General features: G+C 72.1%; 9 protein-coding genes. 4 read left to right on the forward strand and 5 right to left on the reverse strand.

Going from position 1 to position 13047, the window contains the following annotated elements:
* Positions 1-22: 22 nt before the first annotated feature.
* Both OG943_RS04740 and OG943_RS04745 read right to left on the reverse strand, forming a co-directional pair.
* Complete coding sequence (locus OG943_RS04740) at positions 23-619, reverse strand: HdeD family acid-resistance protein (RefSeq protein WP_328608434.1); 597 nt, start codon at positions 617-619, stop codon at positions 23-25.
* A gap of 102 nt (positions 620-721) precedes the next feature.
* On the reverse strand, positions 722-1882 hold the full coding sequence (locus OG943_RS04745) for a cytochrome P450 family protein (RefSeq protein ID WP_328608435.1): 1161 nt from the start codon (positions 1880-1882) through the stop codon (positions 722-724).
* Positions 1883-1973: 91 nt separating this feature from the next.
* Here OG943_RS04745 and OG943_RS04750 point away from each other — a divergent pair, with 91 nt between their 5' ends.
* Positions 1974-3038 (forward strand): TetR/AcrR family transcriptional regulator, encoded by a 1065-nt coding sequence (locus OG943_RS04750; RefSeq protein WP_328612004.1) that lies wholly within the window; start codon positions 1974-1976, stop codon positions 3036-3038.
* Positions 3039-3110: 72 nt separating this feature from the next.
* Here OG943_RS04750 and OG943_RS04755 read toward each other — a convergent pair whose 3' ends face one another.
* The 3 genes from OG943_RS04755 to OG943_RS04765 all read right to left on the reverse strand — a co-directional run bounded on the left by OG943_RS04755 (position 3111) and on the right by OG943_RS04765 (position 8640).
* Positions 3111-6485, reverse strand: a complete 3375-nt coding sequence (locus OG943_RS04755; protein ID WP_328608436.1) for a S8 family serine peptidase — start codon at positions 6483-6485, stop codon at positions 3111-3113.
* 284 nt (positions 6486-6769) lie between these two features.
* Positions 6770-7999, reverse strand: a complete 1230-nt coding sequence (locus OG943_RS04760) for an MFS transporter (RefSeq protein ID WP_328608437.1) — start codon at positions 7997-7999, stop codon at positions 6770-6772.
* Positions 7996-8640, reverse strand: coding sequence for a GntR family transcriptional regulator (locus OG943_RS04765; protein WP_328608438.1), 645 nt, complete (start codon positions 8638-8640; stop codon positions 7996-7998). The genes OG943_RS04760 and OG943_RS04765 overlap by 4 nt, the downstream gene beginning before the upstream one ends.
* Before the next feature lie 155 nt (positions 8641-8795).
* On the opposite strand from OG943_RS04765, the gene OG943_RS04770 reads away from it, so the two are divergent.
* The 3 genes from OG943_RS04770 to OG943_RS04780 all read left to right on the forward strand — a co-directional run bounded on the left by OG943_RS04770 (position 8796) and on the right by OG943_RS04780 (position 13025).
* Positions 8796-11504 carry an ATP-binding protein gene (locus OG943_RS04770; RefSeq protein ID WP_328608439.1) on the forward strand — a complete coding sequence of 903 codons (2709 nt, stop codon included), beginning with the start codon at positions 8796-8798 and terminating at the stop codon, positions 11502-11504.
* 88 nt (positions 11505-11592) lie between these two features.
* Complete coding sequence (locus OG943_RS04775) at positions 11593-12762, forward strand: NAD(P)/FAD-dependent oxidoreductase (protein ID WP_328608440.1); 1170 nt, start codon at positions 11593-11595, stop codon at positions 12760-12762.
* Entirely contained in the window at positions 12759-13025 is a 267-nt protein-coding gene (locus tag OG943_RS04780; protein WP_328608441.1) for a (2Fe-2S)-binding protein, read from the forward strand. The genes OG943_RS04775 and OG943_RS04780 overlap by 4 nt, the downstream gene beginning before the upstream one ends.
* Positions 13026-13047: the final 22 nt, after the last annotated feature.

The following is a 13047-nucleotide window of genomic DNA, read 5'->3' on the forward strand; positions in this document are numbered from 1 at the left end:
GCCGTACCGGGCTATTGTCCCGCTATCCGGCCGCGGGCGCTTGGTCCGAAGACCCGGAGGCCCCGGGCTCCGGCAGGCCGCGCAGGCGGAACGCCAGCACTACCAGCATGACCCCGTACAGCAGTGCGTAAACCCCGATCAGCACGGCGATCCCGAACGCGCCCGCGATCGGGTGCACCAGCACCAGGATCCCGGCCACCACGCTCAGCACCCCGGCGATGATGAGGAACGCCTCGCCGGTGATCTGCTTGCGCAGCCGCACCGCCGCGACGATCTCCGCGATGCCGGTGACCACCGCCCACGCGCCGACCAGCGTCGTCACCACGACCACGGTCGCGCCGGGCCACACCAGCGCGAGCACACCCGCGATCAGGCCGAGCACGCCGAGCAGCGCGTACGCGGCCCGCTGCGCGCCGTCGCCGGGCCGGAACGCCTGCACGATCGCGCCGACGCCGTCGAACAGCGCGTACACGCCGAAGACGATCGCCAGCGCCAGCACGGTGACGCCGGGCCAGACCAGGGTGAGGATGCCGAAGAGCACCGCGAACACCCCGCGGACCGCGACCAGCGGCCAGGCCCGGCGGGGGTCGAGGGCAGAAGTGGCGATGAACGCGGACATGCGCGGCTCCCGGGAGAGGACGAAGACCTGCGGAAACGCTAGCAGCGCACCGGGTCCGAAGCACGGTCCGGCGGTTCACCCGATAGGTGTCCGAAATGGACGTCAGCGGGTCACGGGCAGTGCGTCGAGGCGCCACGTGCCGGGGTCGGGGACCCGGTGCGCGCCGGGTTCGGCGACCGCGAGCGCGGGGAACCGCCGCAGCACGGCGCCGAGCGCGACCTCTGTCTCGACGCGCGCGAGCGAGGCGCCGAGGCAGAAGTGCGGGCCGTGCGCGAAGCCGAGGTGCCCGCCGGGGGCGCGGCGGACGTCGAGGCGATCCGGGTCGGCGAACGCGCGGGGGTCGCGGTTGACCGCCGCGATCGACGCGGTGACGGGCTCGCCCTTGCGGACCGTCACGCCGTGCAGCTCCAGGTCTTCGGTCGCTTGCCGCGGAATCGTCAGCAGCTGGGGCCCGCACCAGCGGATCAGCTCGTCGACGGCGCCCGGCAGCAGCGCCGGGTCCGCGTGCAGGGCGGCGAGTTCACCCGGGTGGGCCAGCAGCGCCTCGACCGCGTTGGCGATCAGGTTCGCCGGCGTCTGGCCGCCCAGCACGAGCTGCCAGACGAGTGTGACCAGCTCCGTTTCCGCGAGCCCGGCAGCGACCCCGTCGGTTTTGAGCAGGGCGACCAGATCGCTGCCGGGCTCCGCGACGATCTCTCGCGCGCCGTCGATGATGCCCGGCATCGCGGTGGTGAAGCCCTGGCCCGCGGCCGAGACGATCATCGAGCCGTACTCGTGCCAGCGCGGCCGGTCGGCCTCCGGGACGCCGACCAGCTCGCAGATGACCTCCATCGGCAACGGCTGGGCGAAGTCCTTCAAAAGGTCCACGGGTCCGTCGGCGGGCAGATTGTCCAGCAGGCGCCCGACGATCCGCTCGATCCGCGGCCGGAACTCGGCGGCCCGGCGCGCGGTGAACGCGGGGGAGACGAGGCGGCGCAGGCGGGCGTGCTCGGCGCCTTCCATCTCCTGCATCGTGCGCAGGTACGGCCGGCAGTGCTCGGGCACCTCGGGCCGCTGCTGGAAGCTGCCGGAGCTGAGCGCGAACCGCGGGTCGGTGAGCATCGCGCGGGCCTCCTCGTGCCGCGTCACCACCCACATCGGGCCGAAGCCGACCATCCGGGCCACCGGGCCGTGCTCGCGGGCGGCGCCGTAAGCGGCGAACGGGTCGCGGTGCACGGCCGGGTCGGCCAGGTCGATCTCGGGCACGTCCTGGACGGGGGTCATGGGTGTCTCCATTTCAGATGTTCATATCAGATGGTCTCATCATATGCATGGTGACGGTATCTTGGGCAAGCATCCGGAGACGAGGAGGACGATGGCCCGGCTGACCAGGGCGGAGGCCCAGGAACGCAACCGCGCGAAGGTGCTCGAAGCCGCTCGTGACGAGTTCGCCGAGCGTGGCTTCCGCGACGCCAAGATCGACGTCATCGCCGAGCGCGCGGAGCTGACCCGCGGCGCCGTCTACTCGAACTTCCCGGGCAAACGGGCGCTGTACTTCGCGGTGCTGGCCGCGGCGGCGGAGCGGACCTCGGCCGAGCCGCGTAACCAGGACCCCGGGCTCAGCGCCGCCGAGGCGCTCGGCGCGCTGGCCGGCGCGTGGGTCGCGCGGCTGCCGCTGGCCACCGACCCCGGGGCGCGGCTGGGCGCGGACCTGATGCCGGAGATCCTGGCCGACGAGCTGACCCGCCGCCCGTACGCGCAGCTGATGCGCTTCGAGGCGATCACGCTCGGGCTGGCGCTGGAACGGCTGGCGCCGCGGGACGGGCGGCTCGTGCGCGTCGCGGAGGCGGCGCTGACCACGCTGCACGGGGCGAGCCGGCTCGCGGCCGTGGCGCCGGGATTCGGCGAGCCGTTCAACGTGGTGCGGGTGTGCGAGTCGCTGCCGGGGCTGGGGCTGCCCGACGAGTGGCCTTCGGAGCCGCCGATCGTGGCGCGGGCCCGGCCCGTGGACGAGCGGTGGGAGCCGCCGCCGGCCGGTGATTCATTGCGGGATTCGGCCGCCCGGCTCGACGGCGACGGCGTGGTCGCCGTGCTCGGCCTGCACCGGCTTTCCGCGGCGGAGGAGGCGATTCGCGCGGCTCCGGAGGGGGACGCGGTCACGGTCGCCGTCGTGACGGGCGAGCCCGCCGAGCTGTCCCCGCTGACGCACTTGGCGCTGGCCGAGCTGCGCGGCCACCTGCGGCAGGCGTTTCCGGCCTCGACGTGGCCACGGGTCCAGGTGGTCCGGGACGACACGGGCGCGCTGGCGGCGGCCGCGGGCGTGACGGCGGTGAGCGACGCTACCGAGACAGCCGTGCGGGTCCGGGGCGGGCGCATTGTGTTGCGGGCAGAGGGTTTCGGCGCTTGTCACGCGGCCGCGGCCGGGGTGCGGCTCCCGTAGAAAGCCGTTAAGGCCTCCTTACCCGCGTGCGACGCGGGTAAGGAGGCCTTAACGGACTTCGTTACTTGGCGGTCAGCCGATCTGGTAGCTGTACGGCAGGGTCGCGAGGACCTCGCCGGTGCCCTCCTGCGGCAGGCCGGTCGCGCCGGTCGGCAGGGTCGGCACGGTCACCAGGTTCAGGTGACCCGCCACCGAAGCCCCGTGCTTGCCGGACGGCTTGATGGTCACCGAAACGGTGACCGTCTGGCCCGGCTTCACGATCTGCGGGGTGCCGCCCGTGCCGCTGGGGTTCACGGACTGGTCGTACGGGTCACCGGTGGACGACGTCACGGCCGCGTCGAAGCCCGCGGTCTGGATCGACGCCGTGTACGAGGAGTGCCCGGCCGGCGCGCCCGCCGGGCCGAACGGCCCGATCTCCTGCACGTCGGCGAACCAGATGCCCTTCGTGACGTAGCCCTGCTTCTCGGCGATCGTCGCGACGGAGACCGTGCTGCCCGCCTGCGCGGCCTTCAGGTCACCGAGCACGTCGATGCCCGCGGCCGAGCCCTGGATCTCCACCTGGGCCGGCACGGTCGACGACGTGGCGACGGTGAACTTGCCGGTGTCCGGCGGAATCGAGTACACCGGGGCGTTGACGTTCAGCTCCGGCAGGTCCACCTCGGTCGAGCCGCCGACCGGCTGCGGCTGCAGCGTCTGCCGGTCGTTGGTCCGCGCGTCCACGCCGATCGCGATCGGCTCGATCCCGTTGTTGCGCACGGTCACCGGGACGGTCACGGCCTGGCCGGCGGCCAGCTTCTTCGCCGCCGCGTTCGGCAGCGTCGGAGCGCTGACGGACACCTGGTCGAAGCCCACCGTGCCGGTGAACGGCTGCTCGATCTGCTTGCCCGTCACCGGGTTCTGCACCACGACCACGAAGTGCCAGCGGCCCGGCAGCGGGTTCGCGTCGGTCAGCTGGAGGCCGGTGCCCTGCGAAACGGTGGTCGGCGAGCTCAGCGAGGCGTTGCTGTTCACGTCCGCCAGCTCACCGTTCGGGTCGACCAGCACGCCGTCGACGAGCGTGCCCGGGTCCTGCAGCTTGACCGCGACGTCCAGGTCTTTCTTGCCCTTGGGCACGTCGAACTCGTAGCTGAAGGTCTGCGCCGGCGACTGGGCCCGCGCGTTGCCGCCGGTGATCGTGCCGCCGAAGGCGCCCGTGCCGTTCTTGGTCGGGATCAGCGAGCGCAGCACGGCGGACAGCGTGGTCTGGTGGCCGTCGGAACTGCCGAAGGTCACCGAGTAGTCCGCGTCGCCGCCGGTGGCCGGGGTGGTCAGCGCGACCTTGACCGGCTTGGTCTGGCCCGGGTTCAGGCTCAGCACCTGCGGCGAGACCTGGCCGTACGGCACGGCCCGCTGCGTGTCGGTCCTCAGCTGGATGTCACCGGTGTAGCCGGTCGGGCCGGACGCGGAGTAGAGCACCGCGGTCCAGGCGCCGGCGGCCGGGTGCGTGACGTCCACGTTCGCGTAGTTCGGCGTGGCCGCGCCACCCTGCGGGCGGCTGTTGGCCACGTAGGTGCCGTCCGGCGCGATCAGGGTCATCCGCACCACGAGGGTGACGGACTGGCCGTTGACGGTCTTCGGGCTGCCCTGCCACGCCATCCGCGCGAGCAGGCGCTGCGCGCCCGAAGCGACGTTGAACGTGACCTTCTTGTACGCCCAGTTCGTGCCGTTGTAGTACGGGAACGTGGGCAGCTTGGCCGAGTCGAACGCGGTGGTCTGCGACTGTGAGGACTGCGGCACGAAGGTGCGGGTGCCGGCGCTCACCGTCAGCGGCTTGCTGCCGACGTTGGTCACCTTCACCGTGGCGTTCTGCGTGCTGCCCGGCGCGCCTTCCAGCGTGAGCTGGTCGGTCGAGAGCGCGATGTTCGACGCGGCGCCCGCCGGGGCACCGGTCGTGCCGGGCGAGGTCAGCGCCGCCTCGACGGCCGCGCGGGCGTCGAGCAGGCCGGAGCCCTGCTCGTCGGCGGGCAGGCCGAGGTCGTGCGCCGTGCCGGTGATGAACTGCTTCACCTGCGCGGGCGTCGGGGACGCGCCGTGGTGCGTGCCGCGGTAGCCCTGGATGACGAGCGCGGCGACACCGGCCGTCAGCGGGGCGGATTCACTGGTGCCGCCGAAGGACTCGAGGTCGGTCGGCTGCGGCACGGTTTTGAAGTTGCGGCACTCGGAGTACGCGGGCGCGCAGTCGGCCCAGTTGCCCTCGCCGGGCGCGACGAGGTCGATCGTGCGGCCGTTCTGCGTGATGCCCGAGGAGGACAGCGCGGAGATGTTGTCGTTGACCCACTTGCCGTTGGAGAACGGGAAGGCGCCGTAGGTGGTCTGCGCGTACAGCCGGTTGTCGGTGGTCGCGCCGGCCGAGATCACCAGCGGGTCGGTGGCCGGGCTGCCGATGGTCGAGGTGACGCCCGCGTCGCCGCTGGAGGCGGTGACGGTGACGCCCGCGGCGACGGCCTGGTCGTTGAACACCTGGAACAGGTTGCGGGAGCTGGCGTCCGGGTACTGGTTCAGGCCCAGCGACTCGTTGATCACGTCGACGTGGTCGACGGTCACCGCGTAGTCGATCGCCTGCAGCACCGCGGAGTTCGTGGCGGTGGAGCCGAAGACGTTGAGGCCCACCAGGCTCGCGCCGGGCGAGACGCCCTTCACCACGATGTTGCAGCCCGCGGGCAGCGGGTGGTTCTCGTTCACGAACTTCGACAGGTCGTGCACGACCGTGCCCTGCGCGGCGATCGACGAGGCGTCGCCGAAGGCCTCCGCGCCGGAGTCGGTGGTGGCCGGGCCGTCACCGGAGAAGTCCTGGAAGTCGGAGAACACGTGGGAGCCGTCGGGGCGGATGAAGTCCGCGTAGTTCGGGTCCATGTTGTCCGCGAGGAACGCGACCTTCACGCCCGAGCCGTTCGCCAGGTCCGAAGCGCTCTTCGAGCCGTCGGTGCTGTAGGCGTGGATCGAGGTCAGCGCCTCGGGCTCCAGCAGCGGCTTGGCCGGGTCGGCCGGGCAGATCGTGCCCGGCGTCTGGGGGTTCGCCTTGTCCTGCGCCTTCGGGGCCTTGCTGTCCGCGCCGGGGGCCGGCGTCGCGTCGGGCAGGGTCACCTTGCTGTCCGGCAGCACCTGGGCGACGGCCGGGTCCTGCGCCAGCTGGGCGGCCTGCGCCGAGGTCACCGTGGCGGAGAACGCGTTGCCGAGCGCGAAGTGCTTCACCTTGGCCGGCGCCGCGCCGGTGAGCTTGGCGAGCACGGACTCCTGCTGCTGGGTGGCCTCGGTGCGCCGGGTGCCGTCGGCCGCCTTGGTGGCCGGGGCGTCGGGGAGCTGGTTGTTGAGGACCACGATCACCGACTGCGGTGCGGCATCGGCCGCGGTGACGCTCGGCGCGGCGACGGCGGCCTGACCGGTGCCCAGCTGAGTCAAGCTGGCCAAGGCCAAACCGCCGGTCGCGGCTATGACGAGGGCGCGAACGGATCGCGAGGAACGCCGCATGTGCAGCTCCCACTTCCTACTCGGAGGGTTTGAAAGTTACTGGCCCCGACGAAATCGGGCGCGGTTGTGCCCGCCTGATTTCCCTGTGGGAGAACTATTTCCAAACCCGCGTCGATCCACAAGCGACAATAGTGGTGAAGAATTCCGACAAAAAGACCGAATTCTGCGCCGGCCCGAGCGGCGAGTCCCATTTGGTTTTTATGTGCTGTTTCCGGGAAATATATTCAGGTCACGGGAAGGTGACTGCGGGAGTGCCGCGCGATCACGAGCGTGCCCGCGAGCGCCACCACGGCGAGGCCGCCGAGCAGCACCGGGTAACCGGCCACTCCGCTGAGCGCCGCGAGTAACGAAGGGAGCAGGAAACCGATGTACGCCAGCGCGTAGTAAATACCGGTCAGCTCGGCGATTTCGTCCGGCCGGGCCAGGCGCTGCAGTTCGAGCAGCCCGGACACCACGGCGATGCCGTACGCCGTGCCCAGCACCAGCGCGGTGGCCAGGGCCAGCCACGGCGAGCGCAGCGCGGCGGCGACCGCGCTGAGCGCGAGCCCGGCGCACAGCACGGTCATGCCGGTGAGCACCGCGCGGGCGCTGGTCGCGCGGTCCACGCGCTTCGCGATCGGCTGGATGCCGACACCCGCGCCGACGGCGCACACCGTCAGCAGCGTGGAGTAGGCGAGTGACCACGAGCCCAGCCGATCGTCGACGAGCTGCGGCATGATCGCGTACGCCACGCCGCACGAGCCGAAGATCCACGGCGCCATCGGCAGGATCACCCGGCGGAAGCGGGGATGGCGGGTGGTGGTGAGCCGGGTGCGCGGGAGCTGGGCCGTGGCCTGGCCCAGTGTTTGACGATCCAGCGTTTCCCGGCCGCGCAGCGCGAACACCAGCGCCACCCCGGCGAGTCCGATGTGGACGGCGAACGGCAGCACCATCGGCCACGGCGCCCACTGCGCGAGCACCCCCGCCGCGCCGGGGCCGATGCCGAGGCCGAGCGTGAGGCACAGCGCGGCGCGGCGGGTGCCGAGGTCGGGGGCGCCGTCCTGACCCGCGTCGGACAGTTCCTTGACCCAGGTCGAGCCGACGGCCATCGCGACCGCCACGGCGACCCCGGTGACGAACCGCCCGGCGGCGATCCAGGCGACGCCCAGCGGGCCGAGCGCGATCAGCGCGCTGGCGGCCAGCGACAGTGCGGTGCCGGCGAGCACCACCGGACGGCGCCCGTAACGGTTGGACAGGCGACCCGACAGCAGCAGCCCGGGAACGAGCCCGATCACGTACGCGCCGAGCAGCGCGTCGACCGTGAAGGTGGAGTAGCCGGCGTCCTTGTACATCACCAGAAGCGGCGTGAACTGGTTGCCACCCCAGCCGCAGGCGAAGACCGCGGCGGCGGCCGGGAACCAGGCCGGGCGGGTGCGCGTGGTGCCGGGTGCGAACGCCTGGGCGGTGGCGGTCATCGGCGGTGGACCCCGTCCAGGTGAGCGCGCAGCGCGGGGGCGAACGCGCCGACGTCGGCGCGTTCGATGATCGCGACCAGCGCGGCGTGCTCCTCGGCGATCTCGGGCAGGCGGGCCGGGATCGGGCCCAGTGCGTGCAGGTTCATCCGGCGCTGGCGGTCGGCGAGCGTGGTGTAGAAGCCGAGCAGCACCGCGTTGCCCCCGGCGGCGACGATCGTGCGGTGGAACCGGCCGTCGGACTCGACGAACGCGGGCAGGTCGCCGGTCTCGGCGTGCGCGCGCTGGGTTTCGAGCACGGCGCGCAACTGCTCCAGCGCGCCGGGGATCAGGTCGGGCCGGCGCACGAGCCGCTGGACGGCGGCGGCCTCCACGGCCTCCCGCGCGTCGAGCACGTCCTCGGCCTCACCCGGCGGCACGGGCACCACGATGGCGCCGCGCTTCGGGATCAGGTTCAGCAGCCCCTCGACCTGCAGGCGCAGGAACGCTTCCCGCACGGGCGTCCGGCTGACACCGAGCCGTTCCGCGATCTCGCCTTCGCTGAACAGGTGCCCACCCGGCAGCTCGCCGGTGAGCACCAGCTCCTTCGTCAGCCGGTAAGCCCGGTCGGCGGCACCGGGCACGGCGTTCTTCGCTGGGGTCACGGTCTTGGACGCTAGCATGCGTCTTAGCTTGTATCTAAGCTGATGTGACCTGCTGCTCGTCACCTGAACCGGTTCTTGTCTCCTCGACTCGGGTATGGCGGCGGGGCGGTGTGCGTCATCCTGGGGTGGGAGCAGTCTCGGGGAGGGGCGGCCACGTGCAGAGCCGGCGGGAAACCCAGCACCACACGGTCGTCGTGGTGGACGTCGAAGGGTTCGGTGACCGGGGGCGCACCAACCTCCACCAGCGGGCCGTGCGCGACGGGCTGTACCAGGTGGTGGAGAAGGCGTTCGGCACGGCCGGCGTGCACTGGGACCGGTGTTACCACGAGGACCGGGGCGACGCGTTGTTCATCCTGGCCCCGGGGTCGGTGGACAAGGCGGTGTTCGTCGAGACCGTGCCGCCGCTGCTGGTGACCGCGCTGCGGGTGCACAACGACACCCATCCCGACGCGCAGCGGATCCGGCTGCGGATGGCGCTGCACGCCGGGGAGGTCCACTACGACGAGCACGGCGTCACCTCTTCCTCGCTGACCCTGGCGTTCCGCCTCAACGAAGCCCCGCCGTTGAAAGCCGCGCTGGCCGCCTCACCCGGGGTCCTCGCGCTGATCACCTCGAACTGGTTCTTCGAAGACGTCGTGCGCCACACTCCCGGCGCGGCGCCCGCGACCTGGCGGCCGGTCGAGGTGACGGTGAAGGAGACGACGACAACCGGGTGGATCACCCTGCCGGACCACCCTTACCCGCCCGGCCCGGTCGTGATGACGTCGTGGTCGCCCCCCGCCGTCCGGTCCGCGGATCGGGGCGGGGCGGCGGTGCCGCGGCAACTGCCGTCGGCGGTGCGGGACTTCACCGGCCGCGCCGAGCACCTGGCCGCCCTCGACACCCAGCTCCCCAGCCAGTCCGACGCCGGCGACGGGCGGGCGTCGGCAGTGGTGATCTCCGCGGTGGACGGCACCGCCGGGATCGGCAAGACCGCCCTCGCCCTGTTCTGGGCCCACCGGGTCCAGCACCGGTTCCCCGACGGCACCCTGCACGTCAACCTGCGCGGCTACGGTCCCGGCGCCCCCGCCACGCCCGGTGAGGTCCTGGAGCAGTTCCTGCGGACGCTGGACGTTCCGCCGCAGCGGATTCCCGCGGATGTGGAGGGGCAGTCGGCACTGTTCCGCTCGTCGATGGCCGGGCGCCGGATGCTGCTGGTGCTCGACAACGCCAACCACCCCGACCAGATCCGGCCCCTGCTCCCCGGCGCGGCGGGCTGCATGGTGCTGGCCACCAGCCGTGCCAGCCTCACCGGCCTCGTTGTCACCGAAGCCGCCTACCGCCTCACCCTGGACTTGCTCACCTCGCCCGAAGCGCACAACCTCGTCACCAGCGTGATCGGCGCCGGCCGCGCCGCCGCCGAGCCCGGCGCGGTGGACGAGCTGGTCCGGCTCTGCGCCCGGCTGCCGCTGGCCCTGCGGATCGCGGCCAGCCGCATCGCCACCCACCCGCACACCACCGTCGCCGACATAGTCAGCGAACTCGCTGACGACCACGCGCGCCTCGACGCGCTGAGCCACGGCGGCGACGAACGCGCGGCGGTGCGCGCGGTCTTCGACTGGTCCTACCGCCGGCTGCCCGCCGAGCAGGCGCGGCTGTTCCGCCGCCTCGGGCTGCACGCCGGGCCTGAGATGAGCGTCCAGGTGGCCGCGGCGACGGCCGGCCTCGACCTGCCGGTGGCCCGGCGGCTGCTCGACGCGCTGGCCGACAGCCATCTGATCGAGTCGGTCGCCAGGGACCGGTACCGCTTCCACGACCTGCTGCACGCTTATGCCGCCGAGCGCGCGGAGCACGACGATGCCGCCGAGGACCGTGACCACGTGCACCGAACCCTGCTGGAGTGGTACGCCCACCACGGCAGGGAGGCCCACCGGGTCATTCTCTCCGATTCGGCCGACTGGCATGCCGCGGCGGCCGTCGACACCCACGCCCGTCCCGAAATCACCTTCTCCGGGCCGGACGACGCCTGGACGTGGGTCACCTTCGAGACCGCCAACGTCATCGCCACCCTCCGCGCCGCGGCGCCCTACGGCTCGTCCCAGCTCGTCATGCTCCTGGCGGACATTTCCGTGGGGCCCCTGCTGCTCGGGGCACGCTGGGCCGACGCGTTCGACGCCTGCCGCCTCGGCCTGGCCACCGCCCGCCGGATCGGCGACCGCACCAGCGAATACCACCTGCTGCAGAGACTGGGTATGACCCACCGCAACGTCGCCCAGTGGCAGGAGGCCGTCGACGCCTTCCAGGAAGCGCTGGTGCTGGCCCGTGAACTCGGCGACCCGTGGCTGCAGGCGGAGAACCTCGGCCAGCTCGGCTTGACGTGCGCCGAGCGCGGAGAGTACGCCGAGGCCGGGGAGTACCTCCGTGCGGCGCTCCCGCTCAGTCCTGGTGCCCAGCAAGGAAACCTGGAAAGCCACATCGAGTTCACCCTCAGCGCGGTGTGCACCGGCCTTGGTGACTACGAGGAGGCGCTGCGGCACGCCGAGCGCAGCCTCGAGCTCCTCAGGCAATCCGGTAGCCGCGATGTCGAAGCGTATGTCCTGCACCACATGGCGAAGGCCAAGCAGGGGCTCGGTGCCCACGCCGAGGCGATCGAGCTGTGCGAACGGGCGCTCATCATCGAAACCCGCCACCGGGACCCGCGAAACCACGCCTTCATCCTCGACACCCTGGGCACTTCGCTGGCGTACATCGGTGAAACCGCACGGGCGATCGCGTACTGGCGCGAGGCGCTGGCCATTCTCGACGAGTTCGGCTACCACTCGGCCCCCGAGCTACGGGCTCGTCTCCACGCGCTGGAGACCGGCGGCTCCGGACAAGGCCTCTGAAGAGCGCGGTTGTCCGGTTGTGTGGTTGCCGCTCGGGCCTGGTCGAGCGCTTCTCGGCGACTGTGCAATGTGACATACTACTGCGGTGATGACGGGAGAGCGTCCGGACGTGCTGGTGATCGGGGCCGGGGTGGTCGGGGCCGCGTGCGCGTACTTCTGCGCGGCGGCGGGGCTGCGGGTCGCGGTGCTGGAGCGCGGGGGCGTCGCCGGTGGGACCACCAGCGGCGGCGAGGGCAACATCCTGGTGTCCGACAAGTCGCCGAGTCCGGAGCTGGACCTGGCGCTGTTGTCGGTGCGGCTCTGGGGCGAGCTGGGGGAGCGGTTCGGGCCCGATGCGTTCGAGCTGGAGCACAAGGGCGGGGTCGTTGTCGCGCAGTCGCCGGAAGCGGCTCGCGGGCTGGCCGCGCTGACGGCGGAGCAGCGCGGGCTGGGCGTCGAGGCGGTCGACGTGTCCGCGACGGAGCTGGCCGAGCTCGAACCCAACCTGACACCCGACGTCTGCGCCGGCGCCTTTTACCCGCAGGACATGCAAGTCCAGCCGATGCTGGCCGCCGCGGAGCTGCTGCGCGGGGCGCGGGCGCTCGGCGCCACCGTGCACACCGGTACTGAGGTGCTCGCGTTCCGGTGTACACGAGAAGCTGTTCAAGGAGTGGTCACCAACCGCGGCGAGTTCGCGGCGCGCTGGGTCGTCAACGCGGCGGGCACCTGGGGTGGTGCCGTGTCGGAGCTGGCCGGGGCGCCGGTCCCGGTGCTGCCGCGGCGCGGTTTCGTGCTGGTCACCGAGCCGCTGCCGCGTGTGATCCGGCACAAGGTCTACACCGCCGACTACGTCGCGAACGTGGCCAGCGGGGACGCCGGGCTCGAGACGTCCGTGGTGGTCGAGGGCACCCGCGCCGGCACGGTGCTGATCGGCGCCAGCCGCGAGCGCGTCGGCTTTGATCGGCAGTTCTCGCTCCCGGTCGTGCGCAAGCTGGCCGCGCAGGCCCTGGGTGTGTTCCCGTTCCTGGCCGACGTCGCCCTGCTGCGCAGCTACCTCGGTTTCCGCCCGTACTGCCCGGACCACCTGCCGGTGATCGGCGCCGACCCGCGCCTGCCCGGGCTGGTGCACGCCTGCGGGCACGAGGGCGCGGGCATCGGGCTGGCCGCCGCGACCGGTCACCTGATCGCGCAGGAACTGACCGGGGCGAAGCCGGACCTGGACCTGACGCCGTTCCGCGCTGATCGTTTCGCGGATCGTTCTACGGAGGAGCAAACGTGAGTTTTTCCTTCGACGGCAAGGAGATCACGGCCGAACCGGGGCAGAGCGTCGGCGCGGCCCTGATCGCCGCGGGCTACCGGTCCTGGCGGACGACGCGGCACGGCGGCGCGCCGCGCGGGGTGTTCTGCGGCATCGGCGTCTGCTTCGACTGCCTGGTGGTCGTCAACGGCCGCCCGAACGAACGCGCGTGCCTCACCGAGGCCCACCCCGGCGACGACGTGCGGTCCCAGGAAGGAGCGGGTCGCGGTGACCTTGCCTGCTGAACCTGGTCGGCAGGTCGGGCCT

The organism is Amycolatopsis sp. NBC_00345 (assembly GCF_036116635.1).
In the GTDB taxonomy this organism is placed as follows: domain Bacteria; phylum Actinomycetota; class Actinomycetes; order Mycobacteriales; family Pseudonocardiaceae; genus Amycolatopsis.

Excerpts from the sequence above, each read along its gene's own strand:
- OG943_RS04740 (WP_328608434.1), bottom strand. The coding sequence starts at position 619 with ATGTCCGCGTTCATCGCCACTTCTGCCCTCGACCCCCGCCGGGCCTGG.
- OG943_RS04745 (WP_328608435.1), bottom strand. The coding sequence starts at position 1,882 with ATGACCCCCGTCCAGGACGTGCCCGAGATCGACCTGGCCGACCCGGCC.
- OG943_RS04750 (WP_328612004.1), top strand. The coding sequence starts at position 1,974 with ATGGCCCGGCTGACCAGGGCGGAGGCCCAGGAACGCAACCGCGCGAAG.
- OG943_RS04760 (WP_328608437.1), bottom strand. The coding sequence starts at position 7,999 with ATGACCGCCACCGCCCAGGCGTTCGCACCCGGCACCACGCGCACCCGC.
- OG943_RS04775 (WP_328608440.1), top strand. The coding sequence starts at position 11,593 with ATGACGGGAGAGCGTCCGGACGTGCTGGTGATCGGGGCCGGGGTGGTC.